Source organism: Streptomyces sp. JLBJ103 (assembly GCF_058215575.1).
In genome coordinates, this window is sequence record NZ_CM177089.1 from 7,868,684 (window position 1) to 7,894,998 (window position 26,315).

General features: G+C 71.1%; 20 protein-coding genes and 3 pseudogenes. 9 read left to right on the forward strand and 14 right to left on the reverse strand.

Annotated elements, in window-relative coordinates; genetic code table 11:
* Window positions 1–330 precede the first annotated feature (330 nt).
* From AC4BEG_RS33640 to AC4BEG_RS33655, 4 genes are all read left to right on the forward strand, one after another.
* Entirely contained in the window at window positions 331–1,638 is a 1,308-nt protein-coding gene (locus AC4BEG_RS33640; RefSeq protein ID WP_490703446.1) for a PucR family transcriptional regulator, read from the forward strand.
* A 352-nt stretch (window positions 1,639–1,990) separates the two neighbouring features.
* Window positions 1,991–2,362 (forward strand): hypothetical protein, encoded by a 372-nt coding sequence (locus tag AC4BEG_RS33645; protein ID WP_490703447.1) that lies wholly within the window; start codon window positions 1,991–1,993, stop codon window positions 2,360–2,362.
* Window positions 2,359–3,948 carry a sodium/solute symporter gene (locus tag AC4BEG_RS33650; RefSeq protein WP_490703448.1) on the forward strand — a complete coding sequence of 530 codons (1,590 nt, stop codon included), beginning with the start codon at window positions 2,359–2,361 and terminating at the stop codon, window positions 3,946–3,948. Before AC4BEG_RS33645 ends, AC4BEG_RS33650 begins: the two co-directional genes overlap by 4 nt.
* A gap of 140 nt (window positions 3,949–4,088) precedes the next feature.
* The gene (locus AC4BEG_RS33655; RefSeq protein WP_490703449.1) at window positions 4,089–5,225 is read left to right on the forward strand and encodes a serine hydrolase domain-containing protein; all 1,137 of its coding nucleotides are present in this window, start codon (window positions 4,089–4,091) and stop codon (window positions 5,223–5,225) included.
* 70 nt (window positions 5,226–5,295) lie between these two features.
* Here the strand turns inward: AC4BEG_RS33655 and AC4BEG_RS33660 are convergent, their stop codons facing one another.
* Window positions 5,296–7,230 (reverse strand): AMP-dependent synthetase/ligase, encoded by a 1,935-nt coding sequence (locus AC4BEG_RS33660; protein WP_490703450.1) that lies wholly within the window; start codon window positions 7,228–7,230, stop codon window positions 5,296–5,298.
* A gap of 58 nt (window positions 7,231–7,288) precedes the next feature.
* Window positions 7,289–8,052, reverse strand: a pseudogene (gene fabG / locus AC4BEG_RS33665) (3-oxoacyl-ACP reductase FabG).
* Window positions 8,053–8,545: 493 nt separating this feature from the next.
* Between fabG and AC4BEG_RS33670 the strand changes: the two are divergent.
* Window positions 8,546–9,253: pseudogene (locus AC4BEG_RS33670) on the forward strand (CaiB/BaiF CoA transferase family protein); the annotation flags it as partial.
* Between the two features lie 157 nt (window positions 9,254–9,410).
* Here the strand turns inward: AC4BEG_RS33670 and AC4BEG_RS33675 are convergent.
* The 5 genes and pseudogenes from AC4BEG_RS33675 to AC4BEG_RS33695 all read right to left on the reverse strand — a co-directional run.
* Window positions 9,411–9,509: pseudogene (locus AC4BEG_RS33675) on the reverse strand (hypothetical protein); the annotation flags it as partial.
* 142 nt (window positions 9,510–9,651) lie between these two features.
* Window positions 9,652–10,884 (reverse strand): acyl-CoA dehydrogenase family protein, encoded by a 1,233-nt coding sequence (locus tag AC4BEG_RS33680; RefSeq protein WP_490703451.1) that lies wholly within the window; start codon window positions 10,882–10,884, stop codon window positions 9,652–9,654.
* Window positions 10,885–11,152: 268 nt separating this feature from the next.
* Window positions 11,153–11,362 carry a thioesterase family protein gene (locus AC4BEG_RS33685; RefSeq protein ID WP_490703452.1) on the reverse strand — a complete coding sequence of 70 codons (210 nt, stop codon included), beginning with the start codon at window positions 11,360–11,362 and terminating at the stop codon, window positions 11,153–11,155.
* Window positions 11,356–11,502: a hypothetical protein gene (locus AC4BEG_RS33690; RefSeq protein WP_490703453.1), complete on the reverse strand. Its 147-nt coding sequence runs from the start codon at window positions 11,500–11,502 to the stop codon at window positions 11,356–11,358. Before AC4BEG_RS33690 ends, AC4BEG_RS33685 begins: the two co-directional genes overlap by 7 nt.
* Before the next feature lie 503 nt (window positions 11,503–12,005).
* Entirely contained in the window at window positions 12,006–12,560 is a 555-nt protein-coding gene (locus tag AC4BEG_RS33695) for a CGNR zinc finger domain-containing protein (protein ID WP_490703454.1), read from the reverse strand.
* Window positions 12,561–12,616: 56 nt separating this feature from the next.
* On the opposite strand from AC4BEG_RS33695, the gene AC4BEG_RS33700 reads away from it, so the two are divergent.
* Window positions 12,617–13,975 carry an MFS transporter gene (locus tag AC4BEG_RS33700; protein ID WP_490703455.1) on the forward strand — a complete coding sequence of 453 codons (1,359 nt, stop codon included), beginning with the start codon at window positions 12,617–12,619 and terminating at the stop codon, window positions 13,973–13,975.
* Here the strand turns inward: AC4BEG_RS33700 and AC4BEG_RS33705 are convergent.
* Window positions 13,938–16,280: an ATP-binding cassette domain-containing protein gene (locus AC4BEG_RS33705; protein ID WP_490703456.1), complete on the reverse strand. Its 2,343-nt coding sequence runs from the start codon at window positions 16,278–16,280 to the stop codon at window positions 13,938–13,940. The two genes, AC4BEG_RS33700 and AC4BEG_RS33705, sit on opposite strands and share 38 nt — an antisense overlap.
* 136 nt (window positions 16,281–16,416) lie before the next feature.
* Between AC4BEG_RS33705 and AC4BEG_RS33710 the strand changes: the two genes are divergently transcribed.
* Entirely contained in the window at window positions 16,417–17,139 is a 723-nt protein-coding gene (locus tag AC4BEG_RS33710; protein WP_490703457.1) for a MerR family transcriptional regulator, read from the forward strand.
* A gap of 77 nt (window positions 17,140–17,216) precedes the next feature.
* Window positions 17,217–17,699: a VOC family protein gene (locus AC4BEG_RS33715; RefSeq protein WP_490703458.1), complete on the forward strand. Its 483-nt coding sequence runs from the start codon at window positions 17,217–17,219 to the stop codon at window positions 17,697–17,699.
* Window positions 17,700–17,938: 239 nt separating this feature from the next.
* Here AC4BEG_RS33715 and AC4BEG_RS33720 read toward each other — a convergent pair whose 3' ends face one another.
* On the reverse strand, window positions 17,939–18,901 hold the full coding sequence (locus tag AC4BEG_RS33720; protein ID WP_490703459.1) for a serine/threonine dehydratase: 963 nt from the start codon (window positions 18,899–18,901) through the stop codon (window positions 17,939–17,941).
* A gap of 72 nt (window positions 18,902–18,973) precedes the next feature.
* Here AC4BEG_RS33720 and AC4BEG_RS33725 point away from each other — a divergent pair, with 72 nt between their 5' ends.
* The gene (locus AC4BEG_RS33725) at window positions 18,974–19,627 is read left to right on the forward strand and encodes a TetR/AcrR family transcriptional regulator (protein WP_490703460.1); all 654 of its coding nucleotides are present in this window, start codon (window positions 18,974–18,976) and stop codon (window positions 19,625–19,627) included.
* A 232-nt stretch (window positions 19,628–19,859) separates the two neighbouring features.
* Here the strand turns inward: AC4BEG_RS33725 and AC4BEG_RS33730 are convergent, their stop codons facing one another.
* The 5 genes from AC4BEG_RS33730 to htpG form a co-directional block, all read right to left on the reverse strand.
* Window positions 19,860–20,915: an NAD(P)-dependent alcohol dehydrogenase gene (locus AC4BEG_RS33730; RefSeq protein ID WP_490703461.1), complete on the reverse strand. Its 1,056-nt coding sequence runs from the start codon at window positions 20,913–20,915 to the stop codon at window positions 19,860–19,862.
* Window positions 20,912–21,775: a carbohydrate ABC transporter permease gene (locus AC4BEG_RS33735; RefSeq protein WP_490703462.1), complete on the reverse strand. Its 864-nt coding sequence runs from the start codon at window positions 21,773–21,775 to the stop codon at window positions 20,912–20,914. The genes AC4BEG_RS33730 and AC4BEG_RS33735 overlap by 4 nt, the downstream gene beginning before the upstream one ends.
* Entirely contained in the window at window positions 21,772–22,698 is a 927-nt protein-coding gene (locus tag AC4BEG_RS33740) for a carbohydrate ABC transporter permease (protein ID WP_490703463.1), read from the reverse strand. The genes AC4BEG_RS33735 and AC4BEG_RS33740 overlap by 4 nt, the downstream gene beginning before the upstream one ends.
* 2 nt (window positions 22,699–22,700) lie before the next feature.
* Entirely contained in the window at window positions 22,701–24,173 is a 1,473-nt protein-coding gene (locus AC4BEG_RS33745; RefSeq protein ID WP_490703464.1) for an extracellular solute-binding protein, read from the reverse strand.
* 208 nt (window positions 24,174–24,381) lie between these two features.
* Window positions 24,382–26,277, reverse strand: a complete 1,896-nt coding sequence (gene htpG / locus AC4BEG_RS33750) for a molecular chaperone HtpG (RefSeq protein WP_490707294.1) — start codon at window positions 26,275–26,277, stop codon at window positions 24,382–24,384.
* Window positions 26,278–26,315 lie beyond the last annotated feature (38 nt).

Consider the following 26,315-nt stretch of genomic DNA (forward strand, 5'->3'; position numbering starts at 1 on the left):
ACCGGGACGGCGGCGGGGGCACCACTCCACGGTGCCCCCGCCGCCACTCGTCCGCACACTCCGGGAATCAGCCGCGCGGCTCGCAACGGGGCAGGCCCGAAGGGGTGTCCCGGGCGATATGCGCAGGTGGAAAGGGGAGGGGGCGTTCGGATGGGGCGAGGGCATGATCGATAGTGGGAGTGGGGCAGCGGACCTGTAACGAAATCGCGGAGGACACCGACCAGGCGGTATGCCGATGGTGCAATTGCGGTGAGGCTCTGGCCATGGAGCGGGTCGCTGCCTCATCATGCCGCGCTGAGCGGCACTGCACGTCACAGGTGGAGGAACGTCATGCACCCAGTCACCGTCTCCGGCTCCCGCCCCGCCGTCCCCGCCGTGGGGCGCCCCGCTCCCCGCCTGTCCACCAACCGGGTCCGGGCCCTGCCCCGGATGCCCGCCGCCCGGCCGCCGATCCGGTCCCGGGCCGACGCGGACACCATCGCGCTGCTGCACCGCACCACCCGGGTGCTGGTCGACGAACTGCCGCGGCTGACGGACCGGATCGTCGCCCTGATGAAGGAGCGCGAGCCCGCCTACCGGGTCACCTGCGTCGATCCGCACGAGGTGTGGCGCGAGGTGCACGACTCGCTGAGCATCAACGTCCGTTCACTGCTGAACCCCAAGGAGGCCCGGGAGGCGGCCCGCTCGGTGTCCTGGCGGATCGGCGCCGACCGTGCCGCCCAGGGCTTTCCGCTGGACGCGCTGCTGCACGCGTACCGCATCGGCTGCACCGTCGTCTGGGAACACCTCCTGGACACCGCCTCGCGCGACGATCCGCACGGCGCTCAGGCGCTGGTCCATGTCGCGGCCGACGTGTGGAACTTCGTCGACGAGCACTGCACCCTCGTCGCCGAGGCGTACCACGAGGTCGGGCGGCAGCTCGCCTGGCACCGTGAGAACCGCTACCGGATCATCGTCGGGGCGCTGCTCGACGGCACCGCCCGGGTGAGCGACTTCCCGGAGGCGGAGGCCGTCCTCGGCCTTCCGGAGCAGGGGCGCTATGTGGTCGTGGCGCTGGAGGACGCCGACTCCTCGCCCCGCGCCCCGCGCCCACCGGAGGTGCGCGGCGGCGGCCGCACGGTGTGGCACACCCGTGAGGGCGCCGCCCACGCCATCGTGCTGCTGGGCGAGACCGGCCCGGCGGAGCTGGTGCGCGATCTGGTGGTGCCACCGGGCGGCCGGGCCGGGGTCAGCCCCGAGGTGAACGGTCTGGCCGCGGTCAACACGGCGCGGCGGCTCGCCGATACGGCCCTGCGCGCCTGCCCGGTGACCGGGCGGGCGGCACTGCTGGAGGACCACTACCCGGAGGCGCTGGTGATCTCCTCCCCGGAGCTGGGGTCCGCCCTCGCCACCCGCATGCTCGGCCCCGTGCTCGCCCTGGAAGCGGGCGACCGCGATGTGCTGCTGAGCACCCTGGCCATCTGGCTGGAGGCCGACGGATCCGCCCGCCGCGCCGGTGAGCTGCTGTTCTGCCACCGCAATACGGTGCTCAACCGGTTGCGCCGCTACGAGCAGTTGACCGGGCGCTCACTGGACCGCCCGCGCGACGTGGTGGAGTTGTCGCTCGCGCTCTCCGCCCACCGGCTGCTGAACACCTGATCCGTCCGCCGCCACCGGCGGCGATGTGGGCGTGCACAATCGCCCCGTGCGGATCATGTGCCCCTGCCACGCAGTTGGCCACCGGGGTGTACGAGCTCCCTGGTGAGCTGCTGTTGTGGCGGTCCCGCCCCACCGGACCACGGGGCGGACCCCCACGAGGAGCCGCGACATGTCCGATCACGATCAGCCCTGGGCGCCACCGGTGAGGCAGCGTCCGATGCGCATGCCCACGGCTGCGCCCGGACACCACGCGGCAGCGGCAGGTCGTAGCGCCTCAGTGCGCCCCGCCATGCCATCGCCACCCGAGAGCACGGCGATGTCCGCCCGGCAGGCGATGCCCGCCATCTATGCCATGTCGGGAATCACGGCCGCACCCCCGGCAGCGGCCGTCTTCCCGGCATCTGCCGAGCCCTCGGCTCGTGCCGAGGGCTCGGCACCCTCCGTGCCCCCGATGCCGACCCACCCGCCGACGGTCTCCCGCGGCCTGCGGCAGACGCCCTGGCAGCGGCCGTGGCCCTGGACGGCGCGGGCCGCCTGTGCGGCCCTCACCTGCCATGTGGCGGCCGTGGTGGTCAACTGTGCGGCGGAGGGCGTGGTCGACATCGGGCAGGGCAGCGGGTTCACCCTGGGCGCCCTGCTGGTCGCCCTGGACGCGACGGTGCTGCTCACCGTGCTGGCCCGGACCCAACGCCAGTCCACCGCCGAGGGGGAGGCGGAGCGGTGAGTTACCTCGACCCGCGGACCCTGGCGTTTGTGCTCTTCGCCTGCTTCATCGCCGTGTCCTTCCTGCTGTGCATCCTCGCGGCCACCGGCAATGACGACCCCACCGAGTTCTACCTCGGCACCAGCGGGCTCAGCCCGATGCAGAACGGCCTGGCCATCGCGGGCGACTACATCTCCGCCGCCACCGTTCTCGGCACCACCGGCACCATCGCGCTGGCCGGGTTCGACGGGGTGCTCATCGCCTCCTCCACCGTGCTCTCGATCCTGATGTTCATGCTGGTGATGGCCGGTCCGCTGTGCGGCCACGGCCGGTTCACCCTCGGCGATGTGCTCTCGGAGCGGCTGAGTGAACGCCCCGCGCGCGTGAACACCGCCGTCGTCTGTGTGGTGGTCATCCTGCCGCTGCTGCTGGTCCAGCTGAACGGCGCGGGGTCGATGCTGGCCGTGATGCTCGGCATCCCCGGGGAGGCGGCGGTCACCGGTTGCACCGTCTTCATCGGATTGCTCATGGTCTGCTACGCCGCGCTCGGCGGGATGAAGGGCACCGGCTTCATCCAGATCGTAAAGACCTTCGTGCTGTTCGCCGCGTTCATCCTGCTCGCCGTGCTGGTGCTCAAGCGGTTCTCCTGGAACCCGGTCAGCCTCTTCGGGACCGCCGCGGACACCAGCGGCTTCGGCGGTACCTTCTGGCAGTCCGGCCGTCAGTACGGGGACTCCGCCGCCGGGCGGCTGGACGTCCTCAGTGTGCAGCTGACCGTCGCCCTGGGTGCCTGCTGTATGCCCCACATCACCATGCGGCTGCATCCGATCCGCGGTCTGCGAGCCGCCCGGGCCGCCACCACCTGGGCCGTCGGCGCGGTCACCGCCCTCCTGGTGCTCATCGTGATCGTGGGTGCCGGGGCCGCCGCCATCGTCGGCGGCGCGCGGCTGCGCACCGCCGACCCCACCGGCAACGACACCCTGCTGGTGCTGACCCGCGCACTCGACCCCGGGACCGAGGCGGCCCACCGCAGTCTGCTCTTCTCCATCGTCGCCTGCGCGGTCATCGCCACCACCCTGGCGGCGGTCGCCGGACTCACCCTGGCCGCCGCGGCGGCCCTCGCCCACGACGGACTCGCCAAGGTCGTCTTCCGGGGGCGGCTCTCCCCGGACCGCGAACTCGCGGCCGCCCGTACGGCGATCGTCGTCGTCGGGGTGCTGGCCGTCATCCTGGCGGTGGCGACCCAGGACTGGAACCGGCAGGTGCTGATCTCCTTCACCTTCGCGGCCGCCGCCTCCGCGCTGCTGCCCGCGCTGTTCTACGGGACGATGTGGTCCGGGTTCACCACCACCGGACTGCGCTGGTCGCTGTACGGCGGACTGATCCTCACCGTCGTCACCATGACCTTCTCGCCGTCGATCTCCGGCACCCCGCTCGCGGTCTTCCCGCACCACGACTTCCAGTGGTTCCCGCTGAACAACCCCGGCCTGTTCACCATCCCCGCGGGCTTCGCGCTCGGCTGGGCCGGATCCCGCTTCGGGCGGCAGCCGCGTCATATACAGCGGCCCGAGCCGGACCCGGCGCCCTACGCCATGTACCCGGGCTGACCGTACGGGGGCCGACCGAATCGAGGGCGGCCGGCCCCCGTACGGTCTTTGTACGCCCTTGTGAGTAAGGGCTACTCCAATTCGATATTCCCAGGCCGAGGCCGATGTCGATGCCGTGAGACGCATCTACATTGGCCGCCATGACCATGGCTCTTTGCGACGAGCGTTTCACGGCCGTCAAGAAGGTGTTCCAGGAAAATCTGGAGAATGGTACGGACGTGGGTGCGTCCGTTGCCCTGTACCTGGACGGCGAACCCGTGATCAACCTGTGGGGCGGCTATCTCGACGCGGATCGCACTCGGCCCTGGGAACGGCGGACCCTCACCAATGTCTTTTCCAGCAGCAAGACGGTCTCCGTGCTGTGCGCGCTGGTCCTCGTCGACCGCGGAGTGCTGGACCTCAAGGCTCCGGTGGCCCGCTACTGGCCGGAGTTCGCCCAGGCCGGGAAGGAAGACGTACTGGTCGAGCATCTGCTCGCGCACTCCGCCGGGCTCCCCGCCTGGGACGAGAAGGTGTCCTTCGAGGACGTCTACGACTGGGAGAAGTCGACCTCACTGCTGGCCGGGCAGACCCCGCGCTGGAAGCCCGGCAGCGCCGGCGGCTATCACGGCTACACGCAGGGCCATCTCATCGGCGAGGTCGTCCGCCGGGTCACCGGAGTGAGCGTAGGCCGCTTTCTGGCCGAGGAGATAGCCGGGCCGCTCGGCGCGGACTTCCACTTCGGGTTGGAGCGGGAACAGCACCACCGGATCTCCCCGGTGATTCCGCCGCCGCTCATCGCGGGCGGAATCGACATGGATCACCCCATGGCGCAGGCGCTCAACAATCCGCCGATATTCGAAACCGGTCACAAGGTCGCCTGGACCCCCGAATGGCGCGAGGCCGAACTGCCCGCCTTCGGCGGCCAGGGCAATGCCGAGGCCATCGCCGCGATCCAGTCCGTTCTGGCGAACGGCGGTGAGGCGCGCGGAGTGCGGCTGCTGTCCGAGGCCACCTGTGACTCCGTCTTCCGCACCCGCACCGACGGCCTCGACCTCATCCTCCAGTTCCCGGTGCGCTGGGGCCTCGGCTTCGCGCTGCCCACCGAGGCGTTCCCGCTCTCGCCCAATCCGCGCGCCGGTTTCTGGGGCGGCGCGGGCGGCTCCGGCTGTGTGGTCGACCTCGACGCCCGGATGGCCTTCTCCTACGTCCCCAACCGCATGGTGGACGAGGGCGCCGCCACCGACAACCGCTGTATGACACTGCTGGCCACCGTCTACGCCTCCCTCGCGAGCTGATCACCCGGTCCGGAACACCACGGTGGCCGTGCGGAGAACCGCACGGCCACCGTCGTGTCCGGTGAAGGAATCAGGAGGTGCGAGCCTCCTCGTACATGGCGTCGATCTCCGCCGCGAAGCTGCACTGCACCTGCGGCCTGCGCACCTTCATACTGGGCGTCACCTCGCCGTGCGCCTGGTCGAAGTCGCGGGGCAGCACCGTGAACTTCTTAAGGGTCTGCCAGCGCTGAAGCCCGGCGTTGACCTCGTCCACATAGCCCGCCACCAGCGCCCGCACCTCCTCCGAGCCGCACAGCCCGGCGTAGCTCGGATCGGTCAGCCCCCGCTCCCGCGCCCAGGCCAGCAGCGTGGGTTCGTCCAGGGTGATCAGCGCGGTGCAGTAGTGGCGGTGATCGCCCACGACCACCACATTGCTGACGAAGGGACAGGCGCCCTTGAGCCGGCTCTCGATCTCCAGCGGTGCCACATACTTACCGCCGGAGGTCTTGATCAGCTCCTTGATCCGGCCGGTGATCCGCAGATAGCCGTCCTCGGTCAGCTCGCCCAGATCGCCGGTGTGGAACCAGCCGTCGGAGTCCAGGACTTCGGCGGTCTTCTCCGGGAGGTGGTGGTAGCCGCGCATGATGTTCGGACCGCGCATCAGGATCTCCCCGTTGTCCGCGATCCGCACCTCGACCCCGGGCAGCGGACGGCCCGCCACGCCCGTGCGGTACTCCAGCAGGCTCATCGACGCGCCGCACGAGGACTCGGTGAGCCCGTACCCCTCCAGGATCGGGATGCCCGCGCCGCAGAAGAACAGCCCGATGTCGGGGGCGAGCGGTGCGCTGCCGCTGGTGCAGCCGCGGATCCGGCCGCCGAAGACCTCGCGCACCCGGGCATAGACCAGCCGGTCGGCGATCACATGCCGGACCGAGAGCCAGAACGGCACCAGCGTCTTGCCGCTCTCCATACCCTCCCCGCACGCGGCGCCCTTGGTCTGCGCGGCACGGGCGTACTCCCGGGCCACTCGCACCGCCCAGTCGAAGATCCGCTCCTTCGTCCCGCCCGTCCGACGGGCCACGGCGGCCAGCGAGTTGTAGATCTTCTCGAAGACCCGGGGGACCGCGGCCATCACCGTCGGCCGCAACAGCCGCAGATTGGCCGGAAGCCGCTCCAGCCGGCCGTCCACCGCGAGCGGATAGCCGACCGCGATCTGCGCGCACAGCAGGTTCTTGCCGAAGGCGTGCGCCATCGGCAGCCAGGCGAACTCCAGATCCTCCTGCGACAGCAGACCGAGATCGAGCGCGGTCTGTGCCTGGAACGACCAGCAGTCATGGGCCAGCCGCACCCCTTTGGGGCGCCCGGTGGTGCCCGAGGTGTAGATCAGGGTGGCGAGGTCCTCCCGGTCGATCCTCGCCACCGTCTCCTCGACGGCGTCCGGCCGCTCGCGCAGCAGATCCGCGCCCCGCCGTTCCAGCTCCTCGAGCGAGAGCACCCCCGGCCCGTCCCCGCCGGTCTCCCCGGCCGCCGTTCCCGCCACCGGCTCGAAGGTGACCACGGCGGTGAGCTCGGGCAGCTCGGCCCGGTGCCGCACCACCTTGGCCAGCTGCCCGGCGTCCTCCGCGAACAGCACCCGGCTTCCGGAGTCCGCGAGGATGTACGCCGTCTCCTCGGCGTCGGTGGTGGGGTACACGGTGGTGGTCGCCGCTCCGGCGCACATCACCCCCAGATCGGCCAGAATCCACTCCACCCGGGTCCCGGAGGCGATCCCCACCCGGTCCTGCGGACGGATGCCCAGGGACATCAGCCCGGCGGCGATCGCCGCCGCGCGCTCCCCGGTGTGCGCCCAGGTCAGCGAGTGCCACCGCTCGCCCCCTCCCGGCGCGGCCTCCCCGGGCGCGGTCTCGCTCGGCGCGGCGGGCACCGGGAAGCGGTACGCCTCCGCGTCGGGGCTCGCCCGCACCCGGGACAGGAAGAAGTGGGCGAGGGAGACCGGGCGGTTGTCGATGGACGGAGGTTGATTCACGGTCACCTCTCAGAAGGGTGGCGGCGCGGCGCGCCGGTGGTACGCGTACCCGGCGCTCTCATCCCTGAGGGCCGCCCGAGACATACAGGACCTGTCCGGAGACATACCCCGCGTCCTCACTCACCAGGAACGAAACGGCGTGTGCGATGTCCTCCGGCCGTCCGATCCTGGCCACCGGGATCCGCTCGCACATGTGCCGCCGCACCTCCTCGAAGTCCATGCCCACCCGGGCCACGGTCGCCCGGGTCATCTCGGTGTCCACGAAGCCCGGCGCCACCGCGTTGGCGGTGATGCCGAACGTGCCCAGTTCGATGGCGAGGGTCTTGGTGAGGCCCTGGAGACCCGCCTTGGCGGCCCAGTAGTTGGCCTGGCCGCGATTGCCCAGGGCCGAGGGTCGAGGACAGATTGACCACCCGGCCCCAGCGCAGCTCGGTCATGTACCGCTGGGCCGCGCGGGTCACCAGGAAGGCGCCGCGCAGATGGACGCCCATCACCGTCTCCCAGTCCGGCTCGGACATCTTGAACAGCAGGTTGTCGCGCAGCACCCCGGCGTTGTTCACCAGGACCACCGGCGGGCCCAGCTCGGTCGCCACCCGGGTGACGGCCGCCTCCCCCCTGGGTGCTGTCGGAGACGTCCGCCGTCACCACCAGGGCCGTGCCACCGGCTTCGGCGATCTCGTCGGCCACGGACGCGCACGCGGTGCCGTCCAGGTCCCAGACCGCGACCGCCATACCGTCGGCGGCCAGTCGTCTGGCGGTGGCGGCGCCGATGCCACGGGCGGCACCGGTGACGATGGCGACGCGTCGGGGGGAGTCCGGCATGGTGTTCCTCCTGCGAAGCGGTGGGTCGCTGCGGAGCGACGTGTCGGTTGCGTTCGGCCCGGTACGCGGGGTCTGCCGGCCCGGCGTACCAGGGGCCCGTCGCCTCGACGGTGGCGCCGTCACCCTGGGCGGCACCGCCTGTGCTTCCGCCATCCAACGTCCGCCGCCGGGGGTGCGAATCCGTAGGACTACTGGTCCGGCCACCGGGCGCAACGGACCGCTGGACATCGTGGCTACCGGCTCGTAACACTGAGGCCAGCGGCGCCCGCCGAGCGGGCGGTCACCCACCGCGGATCCCTCCGGCCACCACGCCCCACACCTCCGGTACGCACCGCAGGCGCACCGGGTGGGCCGCCTCGGATCCGCGGTCGCTTCCCATCCGTGTCCCCGCGAACCCGGCCGGCACGGCAGATCCACTGTCCTCCGCACCCCGTGCCCCCACCGTGTTCCAGCGGCTGGGGGTGCCCCGGCGGTGCGGCGCAAGGAGGCGAACATGGGGCCGTTGACCGGCCTGAAGGTAGTCGAAATCGGTGCCCAGGGGCCCGGTCCGTTCGGTGCGACGGTGCTGGCCGACCTCGGCGCCCAGGTCATCCGGATCGACCGCCCGGCCCAGGTGGGCAAACCTTTCGACGATGTGATCCTGGGCCGCAGCCGCCGCTCGGTGGCCGTCGACCTGAAGCATCCGCAAGGGCCGGCGGTGGCGATGCGGCTGCTCGGCAGCGCCGATGTGCTCATCGAGGGCTTCCGCCCCGGTGTCATGGAGCGCCTCGGACTCGGCCCCGACGCCTGTCTGGAGCGCAATCCGCGGCTGATCTACGGCCGGATGACCGGCTGGGGCCAGGACGGGCCACTCGCCATGGCCGCCGGACACGACATCAACTACACCGCACTTTCCGGGGCGTTGGCCGCCATCGGATGGCCCGGCAGCGGGCCGGTGATCCCGCTGAACCTGCTCGCCGACTTCGGCGGCGGAGGCATGCTGCTGGTTGTCGGGATCCTCGCCGCGCTCCAGTCGCGCGCCGCCACCGGCCGCGGGCAGGTGGTGGACGCGGCGATGACCGACGGCGTGGCGCAGCGGATGGGCATCTTCTACGCGCTCTCCCAGCGGGGCGCCTGGTCGTCCCAGCCGGGCACCAACTGGCTGGACGGCGGTGCGCACTTCTACGACACCTACGAGACCGCCGACCGCCGACATGTGTCCTTCGGCGCCGTGGAACCGCAGTTCCAGCGTGTGATGCTCCAAACCCTCGGCTTCGACCCAGCACCCGGGTCTCGTCCGCCGCCATCAGCGCGGCCGTCGCGAGCACACTGCTGCCCAGATACGGCACCGGCGCCACGGCCCGGCCCAGTTCCTCCAGGACCACGCCCGTCTCCCGCCAGCCCGCGCCCGCGCCGCCCCTCTCCTCGGGCACGCTCAGACCCGTCACCCCCAGCTCGGCACCGAGCGCGCGCGCCACAGCTCGGTGTCGTACGGCTCGTCACTCTCGAGCCGGGTGAGCAGCGCACCGGTCGGGCAGCGGTCGGCCGGCAGGGCGCGCAGCGGAAGCCGTAGCTCGTCCTCGACCTCGTTGTACAGCAGATCGGCTGCGGGTTCGGTGCTCACCTGGGGAGGTCCTTCCACGGGATGGTCTTGCCGGTCCGGGGCTCCGGCGGCAGTCCGAGCACCCGCTCGGCGATCACATTGCGCAGGATCTCCGTGGTGCCGCCCTCGATCGAATTGCCCTTCGTCCGCAGGTAGAAGAAGCCGTACGAGCGGGTGGAGAAGTCGTCGTCGGGCTCCGGCCGCCGGAACGTCCAGTCGTCGTAGCCGAGCCCCTCCTCGCCGAGGATGTCCAGGGCCAGCCCGGACATCCGCTGGTTGAGACCGGCGAACGCGATCTTCGCGGCGGAGCCCTCCGGGCCCGGCTGTCCGGCGGCCAGCTGCTGGCGCAGCCGTTCCGCGGTCAGCCGCAGCGCCTCGGCGTCCACCCAGGCACGCACCACGGACGAGTGCAGCCCGGCGGTGCGCAGTTCGGGCCGCTCCCGCCAGAGCCGGGCAAGACCGCCGATCAGACCGCCCTCGCGCGGCATCGCTCCGGCGCCGATGGCGACCCGCTCGTTCATCAGCGTGCCGGACGCCACCTTCCAGCCGTCGCCGACCGCGCCCACCCGGTGGGTGTCCGGGATCCGCACATCGGTCAGGAACACTTCGTTGCACTCGGCCTCACCGGTGGCCTGGCGCAGCGGCCGCACCTCGACGCCCGGGGCCCGCATGTCGACCAGGAAGTAGCTCAGCCCCTGGTGCTTGGGCAGTTCGGGAGCGGTCCGGGCGACCAGCAGCCCCCAATGCGCCTCGTGTGCCACCGAGGTCCACACCTTCTGGCCGCTCACCACCCAGTCCCCGGTCGTCTCGTCTTGCTCGGCCCGGGTGGCCAGCGCCGCCAGGTCGGAACCGGCGCCCGGTTCGCTGAAGAGCTGGCACCACACCTCCTGGCGGGTGAACAGCGGCCGCAGGAACCGCTTCCGCTGTGCCTCGTCGCCGAAGGCGAGCAGCACCGGGGCGGCCATGCCCAGCCCGATGGTGTGCAGGCCCGAGGCGCGTTGTGGCGCTCCGGCGGCCGTGAGTTCGTCGTCCACCACGGACTGGAGGGCGCGTGGCGCGCTCAGCCCGCCGTGTCCGGGCGGGAAGTGCACCCAGGCGAGCCCGGCGTCGAACAGCGCGCCCAGGAACTCCACCGGGTCGGTCGTGGCCGGGTCATGGGCGGACACGACGGTGTGGACGGCCGACCTGAGCCGGTCGGCCGTCCACGGCTGGTCCGTCCGCGCGCCGCGCGCCGGCTGTGCTGATGCCATGCGGATTGCCTTTCGGGGAGGGGGCGGGCGCCGGGCTCGACGGCCCGGCGCACTGATCCGGTGTGGACCCGCGTCCGCCCCCGGGAGCCGCCGCTTCGGCCCCGCTCGGGGGCGGAGCGGGGTAGCCCCTGGCCGGTCTGACACCGCCGGGGCTCGCGGCCCGGGTTCCGTCCCCACGGCCCGGCCGCCACATCCAGTGGACCACCGTCCCCGGCCACGGCGATGAGTGATCGCTAATCCATCGTGGCCATCCGCCGGGAGGGGCGGGTCACTCCCAGGGGTCCAGGTCGACGACCGCCTTACGGGCCGCCTCCAGCAGGTGATCCGGCATCGGGACCGCCTTGCGCGCCACGGTGTCCATATGGACCCCGGTCAGCACGGTGACCGCGCAGAGCTCACCGGTGACCGCGTGTTCCATGCGGTGGCAGAAGCGCACCACCTTCGCACTGGCCTCCAGGAACGCCGAGCGGATCAGCACGTGTCCCCGGCGTGCAGCTCCCGCCGGTAGGAGATTCGCTGGTCCACCGCGGCGGCGCCACGGCCCTCGGAGCGCAGATAGTCCGGAGTGATGCCGACGGAGGCCATCAACTGCCAGGTGGCCTCATCGAATCTGCCCACGTACCACATGACGTTCATATGTCACATGTGGTCGCAGTGCCAGGGGTAGACCGTGCCCGGCCCCCGGTAGGTGACCGCCAACTCCGTCATACGCGCTTGTCTCCCTGCTCCGCCGTGCTGATCAACTCACGTTAGGGGGTGCGCGGCGCGCGGGGGTGAGCAAGGGCTACTCCATCGCGCGCGCGGAAACCACCGGGAGGGCACAGCGGGTTCAGGCGGGCAGCAGGGCGCTCAGCTCACGGCCCGCACTCCGCCAGGGTCCGGCAGGCCCGGCCCAGCGCCCGTTCGTCGCCGGTGGACACGTCCGGTCAGGGGCGGGCGCTCGGACACCGCCGGGCCGAGCGGTCCCGGTACGGGACCCGGGGAGATCGGGGGCGCCGCCGCGCGCACGGCTGAAGTCATGCTGCCTCTTTCGGGCCAACGAGAGAGCCCTCAGCCTCGGCCACCACGGGGGCCACCGCATCCGTAGGACCGCCGGTGGCGGTCGCCGGACATCACCCCCGTCAGGCCCGGGCCCGCCGGTGGGCCGCGACCCGCTCGCGGGTGGCACACCGCCGGGAGCAGTAGCGGCGCTCGGAGCCACTGCCCAGCGCGAGGAAGACAGCGCGGCAGTTCGGCGAGGCGCACACGCCGCCGGGCGGGCGCTGACGGTCCCAGATCAGCACGGTCAGCGCCATACAGGACGAGGCGAGGAACCACTCGCCCCACGGGGCGTCGTCGTCGCTGTCGAGATGCGGATGCCAGGGGGAGGTGCCGTCGTGCGAGCTGAGCCGGATCCGGCCGGTGCCCTCCCGCAGCAGGGAGTTGAGCACCGACGCGGCGCGGTCGGTGTCCGCCGCGGCGAAGACCTCGCGCAGCCGTAGGGCGGCGGCCCGCATCGCGGCCACGTCCTCGGCGGAGAGTTTGTGGGGGTCCGGTTCGCCGTGGGCGAGGAGCACCTCGGCGATGGCGGCGGGCTCGGGGCGCTCCTCCGCCAGGGCGTTGACCAAGGCGGCGGTACGGCGCGCGGTGGCCTGCACCGAATGCCGGGTGGACCAGTCGTCGTGCGAGGGCGGCATGGCCTCAATGTAACGCACCTGGTGGAGTTCTGCGTTACCTCCGTAACGTGCCGTGCATGAAAAAGCGTTACTCGCTCGGGAGGTATCTGTTCGGGGCGGCCGCCGCTCGCACCGGGGACGAGACGGCGGGGCCCGCGCTGCTGCTGGCCGGGCTCACCCTCACCGGCTCGGCGTCCTCGGCGTCGTCCCTGCTGGCGGGCTTCACCGTCGCGGCGGCGGCCGGCGGCCCCGTGGCCGGGGCACTGCTCGACCGGTCCGCCCGGCCGGGCCGGGTGCTCGCCGTAGCCCTCGCTCTGCACGCCCTCGCGCTCGCCGCGCTCCTGCTGAGCCTCGGGCGGGCGCCGTTCACCGTCACCCTCAGCATCGCGCTGGGCGCGGGGCTCGTGGGCCCGGTGCTGTCGGGCGGCTGGACCTCCCAACTGCCCCGGCTGATACCGCCGAAGGCCGTACCGCGGGCCAACGCGCTGGACGCCATGACCTTCAGCCTGGGAGCCCTGGTGGGCCCCGCCCTCGCCGGAGCGGTCGCGGCCCTGGCCGGGGCACCGGCCGCGGTGACGGTGGCCGTGGGCCTGCTCTGCCTGGCGCTGCCCGCGGCCTGGACACTGCCCAGCATCCGGCGGCCGGAAGGCCCGGGTCCGTCGCCCGGCTGCCACGCTCCGCCCCCGGACCGCCCGGCCGCGCCGCCCTCACCTCCCGAGCGCTCGGTCCCCGCCGAACTCACCGCCGGGGTACGGACCATCCTGCGCAACCGGGCGCTGGCCCGTGCCACCGCCACATCTGTGATCACCTGCGCGGGCGAGGGCGCGTTCGTCACCTGCTGTCCGCTGCTCGGCGCCGAAGTCCTCGGCGGGGCGGATCGCGGAACGCTGCTGCTGTCCGCCTCCGCCGCCGCCTCGCTCGCCGCGGGCGCGCTGCTCTCCCGCCGCCCGGGGCGCTTGCGTCCCGACGCCGTCATCGGGGGCAGCGCCCTGGTCCTTGCCATGGCGTCGCTGCTGGCGGCCACCGGTCGGCCCGCCGCGGTCATCGCCGCCGCACTCCTCGCCGGAGCCGCCGAAGGGCCCGGCCTCACCGCCCTGTTCGCGGTGCGCCACCGGGAGTCGCCGGAGCGGCTGCGCGGCCAGATCGTCACCACCGGCGCCAGCCTGAAGATCACCGGCTTCGCTCTCGGGGCGGGCCTGGCCGGACCGATCGCGGCCCGCTCCCTCCCCGGGGCGCTGCTGAGCGCCGCCGGATTCGGGGTGCTCGCGGCCCTCGTCCACACCCTGATGTCCCGCGGGTCCCGCCGCCGTCCTGCACCGGGTGCGCGGACACCATGCGTCGCTAAAGAGCGCCGCGATGCGTCCGGTGATCCCGGGGGCGCCCCGGGACCACCGGTGGCTAGCCCCCGGTGTACGCGCGCAGATGGCGGGCGGTGAGCGTGGTGCCGGTGTCGACCAGGTCGGCCGGGGTGCCGGTGAACACCACCTGGCCGCCGTCGTGTCCGGCCCCCGGGCCGAGGTCCACGATCCAGTCGGCGTGGGCCATCACGGCCTGGTGGTGCTCGATCACGATCACCGTGTTGCCGTCGTCCACCAGCCGGTCCATCAGCTCCAGCAACTGGTCCACATCGGCCAGATGGAGTCCGGTGGTCGGCTCGTCCAGGATGTAGGTGGTCCCGTTCCTGGCCATGTGGATGGCCAGTTTGAGCCGTTGGCGCTCCCCGCCGGACAGGGTGGACAGCGGCTGGCCGAGCCCGAGATAGCCCAGCCCCACCGCGAGCAGCCGGTCCAGGATCACCCGGGCATGGCCGGTGCTGAAGAAGTCACGGGCCTCGGTCACCGACATCGCCAGGACCTCGCTGATGTTCTTGCCGCGCAGCCGGTAGGCCAGCACCTCCGGCCGGAACCGCTTGCCCCCGCACTCCTCGCACACCGAGGCCACCTCGGCCATCATGCCGAGATCGGTGTAGATCAGGCCGATGCCCTTGCAGGCGGGGCACGCGCCCTCGGAGTTGGCGCTGAACAGGCCCGGCCGTACCCGGTTGGCCTTGGCGAACGCCGCCCGGACCGGGTCCAGCAGCCCGGTGTAGGTGGCGGGGTTGCTGCGGCGGGAGCCGCGGATCGCCGACTGGTCCGCCACGACCACCCCCTCCCGCCCCGTGAGCGAGCCGTGGATGAGCGAGCTCTTGCCGGATCCGGCGACACCGGTGACCACGGTGAGCACCCCCAGCGGGATGTCCACGCTCACATCGCGCAGATTGTGCGTCCGTGCGCCCCGGATCGGGAGGTGTCCGGCCGGCCGCCGCGCCTTCTCCCGCAGCGGGACCCGGCGGTCCAGACAGCGGCCGGTGAGGGTGTCCGAGGCGCGCAGCCCGGCCAGGTCGCCCGCGTAGGTGATATGTCCTCCGGCCACGCCCGCCCCGGGACCGAGATCGACCACATGGTCGGCGATCCGGATGGTCTCCGGTTTGTGCTCCACCACAAGCACCGTGTTGCCCTTGTCGCGCAGCCGCAGCAGCAACTCGTTCATCCGCTCGATGTCATGCGGATGCAGACCCACCGTGGGCTCGTCGAACACATAGGTGACATCGGTGAGCGCCGAACCGAGGTGTCGGACCATCCGCACCCGCTGGGCCTCACCGCCGGAGAGCGTTCCCGACTCCCGGTCCAGGCTCAGATAGCCCAGGCCGATCTCCACCAGGGAGTCCAGCGTCTCCCGCAGTGTCTCCAGGACCGGTCCGACGGAGGTGTCCTCGATGGACCGGACGAACGCGGCCAGATCGCTGATCTGGAGCGCCGAGCAGTCCGCGATCGAGCGGCCGTCGATCAGACAGGACCGGGCCGCCTCGTTCAGCCGGGTGCCGTGGCAGTCCGGGCAGCCGGTGAGCGCGACCGCCCGGTCGGCGAACGCCCGTGCCTGGGGCTGCATCGACTCCCGGTCCTTGGTCAGATAGAGCCTGCGCACCTTGGTGGCCAGGCCCTCGTAGGTGAGCTGCTGGGAACCGGTTTTGATCTTGGTGGCGGGTTTGTGGAGGAAGTCCCGCCACTCCTGGGGGGTGTAGTCCTTGAGCTTGCGGTCGGGGTCGAAGAAGCCGGACTGCGCCATCACCTGCCAGTGCCAGCTGTCCACCGCGAACCCGGGGACGGTGATCGCACCCTCCTTCAACGACAGTTCCCGGTCCACCAGTTGATCGATGTCGATCTCGGACACGCGGCCCAGACCCTCGCACGAGGGACACATGCCCTCGGCCATGTTGAAACTGAAGGCCGTCGGCGGGCCGACCATGGGGGAGCCGATCCGGCTGAACAGGATCCGCAGCAGGGTGTGGGCGTCGGTGGCGGTGCCCACGGTGGAACGGGAGTTGGCGCCCATCCGCTCCTGGTCCACGATGATCGCGGCGCTCAGATTGCGCAGCCCGTCCACATCGGGACGGGACTGGGACGGCATGAAGTTCTGGACGAACGCCGTATAGGTCTCATTGATCAGCCGCCGCGACTCCGCGGCGATGGTGTCGAACACCAGTGAGGACTTACCGGAACCGGAGACCCCCGTGAACACGGTGAGCCGCCGCTTGGGGATGTCGAGGGAGACACCGGTGAGGTTGTTCTCCCGGGCGCCACGCACCTGGATCAGGTCATGGCTGTCGGCGGCGGCGGCGGTGCGGGCCGGGGCAGGGGGCGCCGAGTCCGTTATCGGCTGAGAGCAGGGGGAAAGAACGGAGTTGCTGTGGCTGAGCTCCATGGCTTCAAGTGTTTCATTGAACCGCCCGTAGACAGTTGGGCCGCGATCCACCGTGATCCAGCGGGAGAGCGGGGGCGATAACCTTCAACTCCCCGTGAACCCCTGACAGACAAGCCCCGTTGGGAGGGCCGTGGCCATGAGCGCCCCGCACACCGCACTGCGCCCGATCGATCTGGCGCGTTTGGTGGGTGTCTCCACCCAGCAGATCCGCAACTACGTCGACGCGGGGATCCTGCCCCCGGCCGAGCGCACCGACTCCGGCTACCGCAGGCTCGACACCCGGCACCGCGGGGCGCTGCTCGCCCACCGGGCGCTGCTGAAGGGGTACGGGCCGGACACCGCCCGCGCGGTGATGTGCGCCGTCCACGACGACGACCTGCCTGGGGCCCTCACCCTCGTCAACGCCGCGCACGCCGCCCTGCACGAACAGCGGCTCTCCCTCCGGGCCGCGGGCGAGGCGCTGGAGACGATCGCCGGGCAGGCCCCGGACTCCACCTCGGTACCCCGCTCGGGTCTGCGCATCGGGGAGGTCGCCGCCCGGCTCGGTGTCCGCACCTCCGCCCTGCGCGTATGGGAGGACTTCGGACTGATCGCCCCGCAGCGCGAGCCGATGACCCACTACCGCCGCTACACCCCCGCCGACGTACGGGACGCACGCATGGTCAGCCTGCTCCGGCAGAGCCGCTACCCCCTGCCCCAGATCCGGTCCGTCCTCGACGGACTGCGCCGGACGGGCAGCAGCGAGGCGCTGCGCGCCGCCATCGCCCGGCGCCATGAGGAGCTGACCCGGCGCGCCACCGACATGCTCGAGGGCTCCGGACGGCTGCACGACTACATCACCGGACATCAGGTGTCCTAGGGCCCGTCGAGCACCGATGAGTTTGCCCGGCGGCGGCAGTCGGTACAGGTAAACACTCCCACCAGCAGGAGGCACCGATGGCCACTGACGGATTCACCACATGCCTGTGGTTCGACGGCCAGGCCGAGGAGGCGGCCCAGTTCTACGTCTCGGTCTTCAAGAATTCCCGCATCGGCCGTATCAGCCGTTACACCGAGGCCGGGCCCGGCCCCGCCGGTTCGGTGCTGACCGTCGACTTCGAGGCCAACGGCCAGAAGTTCGTCGCCCTCAACGGCGGCCCCGAGTTCACCTTCAACGAGGCCATCTCGTTCCAGATCCACTGCGCCGACCAGGACGAGGTGGACCACTACTGGAACAAGCTCACCGAGGGCGGTGGCGAGGAGGTCGCCTGCGGCTGGCTCAGGGACAAGTTCGGGGTGTCCTGGCAGGTCGTGCCGTCCGTCCTCCTGGACCTGGTCACCGATGAGGACCCGCAGAAGGCCAAGCGCGCCACCGAGGCCATGCTCACGATGAAGAAGCTCGACATCGCCGCTCTGAAGAAGGCGCACGCGGGCGAGTGACCGGCCGCGCCACCTGTTCGGCTCCTCGCCGGTCCGTGAACCACCCGGACCGGCGCGCAGCCGGGTGTCCTCACTAGGCCCTGTCCGGCGGGTCTTATCGGGCCCGCGGCGCCTGGCACCGCACCTCGCTGCGTTGTCGAAAGTCGCCCGAGTACGCCCAGTACGAGGGCGATCCTCCGCCTTGCGATCCACGGCACCAGACGCCGCGGGCTGCTCCTCAAAGACCCACCGGACAGGACCTAGGCCGCGCGGTGCACCAGATCGCCCGGGTCGGTGTTGGCGCCGCACAGCACCACGGCGATCCGCTCCCCAGGGCGGGGGACGTACGCACCCGAGGTGATGGCCGCGAGCGCGGTGGCCGCGGCGTGCTCCACCGCGAGCCTGCGGTCGTCCCACAGCGCCTGCCGCGTCGAGACGATCGCCTCGTCGGGCACCAGCACGGACCGCACCCCGTCCCTCCGGGCCCAGTTCAGAGCCATCGCCGACGCCCGTCGCGCACCGAGGGAATCCGCCGCGACCGAGTCGACCGGGACATCGACCACCTCGCCGGCCTTCAGCGCCGCGTTCAGGGCCCGGCAGCGCTCCGGCTCCACCGCTACCACCTTGACCCCGTGCTTCAGCGCGGATACCGCGACCCCGGTGAACAGACCGCCACCGCCGACCGACACCACCACGGTGTCCAGCTCCGGCAGCCGCTGGTGGATCTCCTCCATGAGGGTGCCCGCCCCGGCGGCGATCAGCGGATGGTCATAGGCGTGCGACGGGAGCGCCCCGGTCTCGGCGGCGTACTTCCGCGAGGCGTCCAGCGCGTCCGCGTACTCGGTGCCCACCTGATGGACCTCCGCGCCGAGCCGGCGCAGCTTCGCCACCTTCACGGCGGGCGCGGTCTCGGGCACGAACACCGCGGCGGGCACGGAGTGGCGCGCGGCCGCCCATGCGCACGCCAGACCGGCGTTCCCGCCCGAGGCGATCACCACACCCGCCTCCGGCAGAGTGCCCGCCTCGGCGTGGCCACGCACGAAGGTGAATGCGCCACGGGCCTTGAAGGAGCCGGTGTGCTGGAGGAACTCCAGCGCCAGCCAGCCCCGTGCCGCGCCGAGCGCCCCCTCCTCCACCGGGGCGAGGGCGACGGGCCGTACCTGCCCCGCCACCCGCCGCGCCGCCGCCCGTACGTCCTGATAGCTCACGGTCAACCGGGACACCTCCTGGCGCTGAAACACTGTTTCAACCAGTGTATGTTCCGCTGTTCCGAACGTTCGCTACGCTTGTCCCCCGTGAGGAGCGCGCGCAGAAGACCCCCGGAGGCCGATCGGCCGACGCTGGACGAGATCGCGGACACCGCCCTGGCGGTCATCGACGAGGACGGGCCCGAGGCCCTGAGCTTTCGCGCCGTGGCCCAGCGGCTCGGCGTCTCCCACGCCACCGTCTTCCGGCGCTGCGGCGATCTGGACGGACTGCTCGCCGCCTGCGCGGACCGCCTCGCCGCCGAGTTGCCCGAGGTGGCCGCGGATGCCGACTGGGCCACCGCCACCGAGACCCGGTTCCACGGGCTCTACGAGGTGCTCAACGCCCATCCGGGGCTGGCGGCGCTGCGCGCGGGCCATGCCTGGTTCGGTCCGCGGATGCTCGGCAGGCTCGTCGAACCGCAGCTCGCCCACAGCCTCGCCGCCGGGATGACACCGCGGGCCGCGATCGAGACCTACCGGCAGATGTATCTGTTCACCCTCGGCGCCGTCGCCTTCGTGGACCACCGCGACACCAAGCGGGCGACGGCCACCGCCCGCACCGCGCTGGCCGCACTGGACCCCGAGGACTTCCCCGTGCTGACCGGCCATCTGGACGTGGTCCTCCCGGCGCTGACCGACCACCGGATCTACACAGACGGCTTGCGTCGGCTGATCGACGCCGCGGTGGCCGACCAGCTGTGAGGCGGACGGGCCCGTGGCGGGGTGCCGGTGAGTGGCACCGCTCAGTCCGGTGCGGTGTGGTTGCGCCCCGCAGGGGCGCGGGGCTGTGTCGATGTGCGGCTCCGCCGCGTGGGCGCGACCAGCCACGACAGGGCCGCAGCCGCAAGACGGCACGCGGCACGTCTCGCGGAGCGCTCAGCGCACCCGGACATCGGTGCAGCTCAGGCGCGCCCGCAGCGGGGTGATGGTGTGCTCAGCCGGTCCGCGGACGCACCACCGCCTTGAGGGCCGTCGGGTCCTGGGCGCCCACGGTCAGTGCCCGCTCCGCCTCCGCCAGGCCGTAGTGATGGGTGGCCAGCGGATCGAGCCGCACCTCACCGGAGGCCGCCAGCGCGATCGCGGTCGGCCAGGTGTTGGCGTACCGGAAGGTGCCGGTGACCTCGATCTCGAAGTTCTGCACATGCGCGAGCGGCAGTGGGACCGAGTCCCCGCCCATGCCGACCAGCACCGCACGCCCGGCCCGTCCGACGGTGCGGATGGCCTCGTCGGCCACCGCCGGTACCCCGGAGCACTCCACCAGTACATCGGGGGTGAAACCGGTGTCGGTGAGCGGGGTGGCGCGCACATCGACGGTGGCGGTGGCGCCCAACTCCCTTGCCGCGGCGAGCCGATGGGGTTCGACATCGGTGACCACGACCTCGGCGGCGCCGAACGCCCGTGCCGTCTGGGCGGCGATCAGACCGATCGGCCCGGCGCCGGTGACCAGCACCCGGGAACCGGCGGTGACACGGCCCTTGCGGCATGCCCACACCCCGACCGACAGCGGCTCCAGCAGGGCGGCCGCCTCGGGCTCAAGGGAGTCCGGCACCGGATGGGCGAAGTCCTCGTCGACGGCGACGTATTCGCACAGGGCGCCGTCCACCGGCGGAGTGGCGTAGAAGGACACCTCGGGGCAGAGGTTGTAGCGGCCGTGGCGGCACTGGGCGCACCGGCCGCACGGTACACCCGGTTCCAGGGACACCAGTTGGCCCGGTGTGTGGCGCCGGGCACCGGGGCCGAGCGCGACCACGGTGCCGCTGGGCTCATGGCCCAGCACCATGGGGGCGCGGACGACGAAGTCGCCGATCCTGCCGTGTTCGTAGTAGTGCACATCCGAACCGCAGATGCCGACCGCTTCGATCCGGACCAGGACCTGGCCGGGGCCGGGGCGGGGCACCGGGCGCCGCTGGATCTCCAGCTGCTTCGGGGCGTGGAGCACCGCGGCGCGCATGGTGTCGGGGATGTCGGAGGGCAGGGCGTCGGCGCTCATTCTCCGGTCACGGCTCCCATGGTCAGGCCGGTGACCAGCCACCGGCGTACGGCAAGGCCGACGAGCATCATCGGGACCACCACGACGGTGCCGATGGCGGTCAGCTGACCCCAGTCGATACCCGTCTGGGTGACCAGCTGACTCGCGGCGATGGGCAGGGTCTGGGTGCGCGGTCCGCTGAGGACCAGGGCGAAGGCGTAGTCGTTCCAGGAGAAGACCAGGCACAGCACAAAGGTGGTGACCAGACCCGGGCGGGTCAGCGGCAGGACCACATGGCGGAACGCCTGCCACGGAGTGCACCCGGCCACCTGGGCCGACTCCTCAAGCGATGGGGGGAGTTGGGCGAAGAAGGCGTTCAGCAGCCAGATCGCGAACGGCAGATTGAAGCTGAGGTAGGCCAGTACCAGACCGGGCAGGGTGTCGATCAGCCCCAGCACCCGGAAGATCAGGAAGATCGGCAGTACCACGGCGGCGATCGGCGCCATCCGGGTGGAGATGATCCAGAACGACAGATGGTGCTTGCCCCGGGCCTTGGTACGGGCCAGACCGTATCCGGCCAGCGCGCCGAGCGCGGTGGCCAGCAGGGCGGAACAGCCCGCGGCGACCACGCTGTTGCGCAGATACGGCCACAGGTTGTTGCCGCCGCTGAACAGGTTCTGGTAGTTGTCCAGGGTGGGGCCGAACCACACATCGGGGGTGGCCGCGGTGACCTCCGCGGTGGGCTTGAGGGACGACAGCAGCATCCAGCCCAGCGGGATCAGCGTCCATATCAGCGCGATGGCGACAAGAACACGGACCAGGACGCGTGAGCCGCGGCTGCCGCGCTCCAGCGGCCCGGCACCGGTGGTGGAGGCGGTCATCGGGCCAGCCCCTTCCGGTCGAGGAGACGGACGAAGTAGCGGGCGACGACGGTGGTGACGGCCAGCATCAGCAGTCCGGCCACCGCGGCGTAGCCGAAGTCGAAGAAGCGGAAGGCGGTTTCATAGAGCTTGATGGACGCCGTCTTGGTGGCGTCCGCGGGTCCGCCGCCCGTGGTGTTCCAGATGATGTCGAAGTAGCGCAGCGCGTCCATCGACCGGATCAGCAGTGCTACCAGCAGCACCGGGGCGATGGCGGGCAGCACGATATGACGCAGGGTCCGTGGCATTCCGGCGCCGTCGAGGGACGCCGCCTCCAGCACGCTGGAGGGCACCGAGGTCAGCCCGGCCAGTGCGATCAGGGTGACCAGCGGGGTCCACTCCCAGATGTCCATCAGGGTCACCGAGACAAACGCGGTCGTCTTGTCGCCCATCAGATCGCCGTGGTAGCCGACCTGGCCCAGCAGCCACGAGTAGAGCCCGAAGGTGGAGTCGGTGAGGAAGCGGCCCAGCAGTCCGACGATGACGGGCGCCACGAACATCGGGAGCAGCAGTAGGCTGAGCGCGGCGTTGCGCCCGTGCCGCAGCCGCCACAGACAGATCGCCAGTACGGTGCCGAGCACCATCTCGCCGCCCACCGTGAGCATGAAGTACCCGGCGGTTCTGACCCAGGCCCACGCCATGTCGGGGTCGGTGAACAGCCGGGTCCAGTTGTCCGCTCCGGCACCCTCCAGCCGCGGTCCGCCCAGCAGATGCACCCGCGAGAAGCTCATGACCACCACGGCCACGAACGGCAGCAGGGAGACACCGGCGAGCACCAGCAGGCCGGGGGCCATCATGCGCCCGGGGAAGCCGGGGAGGGACAGCCGGATACGGCGGCCGGAGGAGCGCTCGGCCCGGTGGAGGCCGGTCGTCAGGGAACCCATGGTCAGTTCACCCACCCTCGGGCGACGATACGGTCGATACGGCTGCCGGCGGCCCGCATGGCCGACTCCGGCGAGGCGTCGCCCGCGAGCATGCCGGACAGCTGGGTGTAGACGGCGGTGTCGCACTCCGCCCACATGGGGATCTTCGGCCGCAGGCCGATGGTGTCGGACCGCCAGGTCTTCTTGACCGCGGCCGCGGAGAGCATGTTGGCCATCTTCGAGGGCCGGTGCTGAGCCGCGGTGACCCGTGGCATCCCGTAGACGGAGGTACGGGTGGGGGTGCCACCGCCGACCTTGCTGGCCAGGTTGGCCACTTGGGTCTTCGGCGCGGTGGCCCAGTTGACGAAGAGCCAAGCCGCCTGGCGGCGCCGCTCGGGGATCACGTTGGATACGGCGATGCCGGTGCCGCCGTACATTCCGGCCGAGCGGGCCGGGCCCTTGGGCAGCCGGGCGTAGCCGACCTTGCCGGGCATCGCGGCCTCGTTGGACGCCGCGTACTCGTGCCAGTTGGGGCACATGGCGATGCGTCCGGCGCGGAAGGCGGAGCCGAGTCCGTCCCAGTCCCAGGTGCGGGAGCCGGGGTCGGCGATCTTCAGCAGCCGCTGGTAGAAGTCGGCGCCCGCGATCGCGGCGTCCGAGTCCAGCCGGCACGGTCCGGGGTCGAGGGTGCCGATGCGGCCGACCCGGGTTCCGCCGTCGAAGTAGTCACCGCCGTAGGACCAGAGCAGATTGGAGAAGTCGCACATCAGCGCGTCATGCTGCTTGGCCTGGTGGCCGGTGCCGTAGCGCACCTCGTCGGTCTTGTCGTTGAACCACGTGGCGATGGCGTAGTACTGCTCCCACGTCGTGTCGTCGGAGGGCATCGGATCGAAGCCGAGGTCGTCCGCCATCCGGTCGCGGTACCGCTTGAAGAGATCGGCGCGGTACTGCCAGACCATGGTCGGGCAGTCGTAGGGCAGCGCGAGGATCTTGCCGTCGCCGCCGAAGCGGCCCGCCGCGTCCAGATGGGTGGGGATGAAGTCGTCGAAGCCGCCGGGCAGCCGGGGCAGCCCGGGATCCTCAGCGAACTCCCTGAGGTCGGCGAAGGCCGGTGCGTAGGGGGCCAGCACCTGGTACGGGTCCGCGTACACCACGTCGTACTCACCGTTGCCCGAGGCGAGGTCGAGGGCGACTTTCTGTGCGAGTGCGGACAACTCGAGCGTGACGATGTTGACGCGGATGCCGGTGAGCTCGGTGAAGGGCTTCAGATCGGCGGCGATCGCGGCGGTGGGGGCGGTGTTCTCGGAGATGAAGTTCACCGTGGTCCCGGCGTACCGGCGCCAGGGGCCGGCGTCGGCGTGGAAAGCGGCGTCGGACCGGCCGCCGCAGGCGGCCAGCAGCCCCATGGCCCCTGCCCCGGCGGCGCCGCGCAGCACGGAGCGCCGGCTGAGCGGTGGGGAGGGCCGCGGTGCGGAGGAGGGTGGGGGAGAGCCCATGTCGTACGTCCCTTGGAGTGGGCCGACCCGGGAAGTGGGTCGGCGCGAACTCTGACGGACGACATTGTTAGCAGAAGATCGAGCAAGAGTTAACACATTGTGCGAGATATTTTCTCGCACTCTCTCGTCGTCCGGGGCCTGGACGCCACCAGGGGCGGGCCATCGTGGCCCACCCCTGGTGATATGCCCGGAATGTTTGTTTCGCGGGTTACAGCGTCTTCTCCAGTCGTCCGGCCACCAGCTTGATGAAGCGTGCGGGGTCGGTCAGCTCCCCGCCCTCGGCCAGCAGGGCCATTCCGTGGAGCAGCTCCGCGGTCTCGGCCAGCCCGGCGTCGTCCTCGCGCTCGCCATGGGCCGTGCGCAACCCGATCACCAGCGGATGCGTGGGGTTCAGCTCCAGGATCCGCTTGACCTCGGGCAGCTCCTGCCCCATCGCCTTGTAGATGTTCTGGAGCTGTGGGGAGGCGTCATGGGCGTCGCCCACGATGCACGCCGGGGAGGTGGTGAGCCGCGAGGAGAGCCGCACCTCCTTGACACTGTCGCTGAGCGTCGTGGTCATCCAGGAGAGCAGATCGGCGTAGTCCTGCTTCTGCCGCTCCCGCTCGGCCTCCGCCTCCTCGTCCTTCTCGCCATCGGTGTCCAGGTCGACCTGGCCCTTGGCGATGGACCGCAGCTGCTTGCCGTCGAATTCCGGGACCGCGTCGACCCACAGCTCGTCGATGGGGTCGGTGAGGACCAGCACCTCGAACCCCTTGTCCCGGAACGCCTCCATATGGGGCGAACTCTCCACCATCGAGCGCGACTCGCCCGTCATGAAGTAGATGTGCTCCTGCCCCTCCTTCATCCGCTCCACGTACTGGCGCAGGGTGGTCGGCTCCTCCGCGTCCCGGGTGGTGGCGAACGAACAGAGGCCGAGGATCGTCTCGCGGTTCTCGAAGTCGCCGAGCAGACCCTCCTTGAGGACGGGGCCGAATTCCTTCCAGAAGGTGGTGTAGCGCTCCGGGGCGCCGGACATCATGTCCTTCACCGTCGACAGCACCTTCTTGACCAGACGCCGGCGCATCAGCTGAATCTGGCGGTCCTGCTGAAGGGCCTCCCGCGATACGTTCAGCGACAGGTCCGCCGCGTCGACCACACCCTTGACGAAGCGCAGATACTCCGGCATGAGCGCTTCGCAGTCGTCCATGATGAAGACGCGCTTCACGTAGAGCTGAACGCCCCGCTTGTGGTCCCGCATATACAGGTCCTGCGGTGCGCGGGACGGGATGAACAGCAGCGACTGGTATTCGAATGTGCCCTCCGCCTGCATGCGGATGGTCTCGAGCGGGTTGCTCCAGTCGTGGCTGATGTGCTTGTAGAACTCGTGGTACTCGTCGTCGGTCACCTCGTCCTTCGAACGCGCCCACAGCGCCTTCATCGAGTTGACCGTCTCGGCCTCCGGCGCGGCTGCCTCCTCGGCGCTGTCGTCACCGGCCTCCTCGCTGTCCGCCGCGACCTTCGACGGTGTCTCGGCCGCCATCCGGATGGGCCAGGTGATGAAGTCCGAGTACCGCTTGACGATTTCCCGGATCTTCCAGGGAGAGGCGTAGTCGTAGAGCGCGTCCTCGGTGTCCTCCGGCTTCAGCCGCAGGGTGACCGCGGTGCCCTGTGGGGCGTCGTCGACCGGTGCGATGGTGTAGGTGCCCGCACCGCTGGACTCCCAGCGGGTGCCCTGGCTCTCCCCGGCGCGCCGGGTCAGCAGGGTGACCTCGTCGGCCACCATGAAGCTGGAGTAGAAGCCGACACCGAACTGGCCGATGAGATCCTGCGAGGCCGCCGCGTCCTTCGACTCCTTCAATTCCTGGAGGAATTTCGCGGTACCGGAGTTGGCGATGGTGCCGATCAGCTGCACCACCTCGTCGTGCGACATGCCGATGCCGTTGTCGCGCACGGTCAGGGTGCGCTGCTCGTTGTCGACCTCGATGGCGATGTGGAGATCAGAGGTGTCCGCCTCGAGGTTTCCGTCGCGGAGCGATTCCAGCCGCAGCTTGTCGAGCGCGTCGGAGGCGTTGGAGACGAGCTCACGGAGAAAGACGTCCTTGTTCGAGTAAATCGAATGGATCATCAACTGGAGCAGCTGGCGCGCCTCGACCTGAAACTCGA

Excerpts from the sequence above, each read along its gene's own strand:
- AC4BEG_RS33645 (WP_490703447.1), top strand. The coding sequence starts at position 1,991 with ATGTCGGGAATCACGGCCGCACCCCCGGCAGCGGCCGTCTTCCCGGCA.
- AC4BEG_RS33700 (WP_490703455.1), top strand. The coding sequence starts at position 12,617 with ATGAAAAAGCGTTACTCGCTCGGGAGGTATCTGTTCGGGGCGGCCGCC.
- AC4BEG_RS33730 (WP_490703461.1), bottom strand. The coding sequence starts at position 20,915 with ATGAGCGCCGACGCCCTGCCCTCCGACATCCCCGACACCATGCGCGCC.
- AC4BEG_RS33735 (WP_490703462.1), bottom strand. The coding sequence starts at position 21,775 with ATGACCGCCTCCACCACCGGTGCCGGGCCGCTGGAGCGCGGCAGCCGC.
- AC4BEG_RS33655 (WP_490703449.1), top strand. The coding sequence starts at position 4,089 with ATGACCATGGCTCTTTGCGACGAGCGTTTCACGGCCGTCAAGAAGGTG.
- AC4BEG_RS33740 (WP_490703463.1), bottom strand. The coding sequence starts at position 22,698 with ATGGGTTCCCTGACGACCGGCCTCCACCGGGCCGAGCGCTCCTCCGGC.
- AC4BEG_RS33705 (WP_490703456.1), bottom strand. The coding sequence starts at position 16,280 with ATGGAGCTCAGCCACAGCAACTCCGTTCTTTCCCCCTGCTCTCAGCCG.
- AC4BEG_RS33745 (WP_490703464.1), bottom strand. The coding sequence starts at position 24,173 with ATGGGCTCTCCCCCACCCTCCTCCGCACCGCGGCCCTCCCCACCGCTC.
- AC4BEG_RS33715 (WP_490703458.1), top strand. The coding sequence starts at position 17,217 with ATGGCCACTGACGGATTCACCACATGCCTGTGGTTCGACGGCCAGGCC.
- AC4BEG_RS33680 (WP_490703451.1), bottom strand. The coding sequence starts at position 10,884 with ATGGCATCAGCACAGCCGGCGCGCGGCGCGCGGACGGACCAGCCGTGG.
- htpG (WP_490707294.1), bottom strand. The coding sequence starts at position 26,277 with ATGATCCATTCGATTTACTCGAACAAGGACGTCTTTCTCCGTGAGCTC.
- AC4BEG_RS33710 (WP_490703457.1), top strand. The coding sequence starts at position 16,417 with ATGAGCGCCCCGCACACCGCACTGCGCCCGATCGATCTGGCGCGTTTG.
- AC4BEG_RS33695 (WP_490703454.1), bottom strand. The coding sequence starts at position 12,560 with ATGCCGCCCTCGCACGACGACTGGTCCACCCGGCATTCGGTGCAGGCC.
- AC4BEG_RS33640 (WP_490703446.1), top strand. The coding sequence starts at position 331 with ATGCACCCAGTCACCGTCTCCGGCTCCCGCCCCGCCGTCCCCGCCGTG.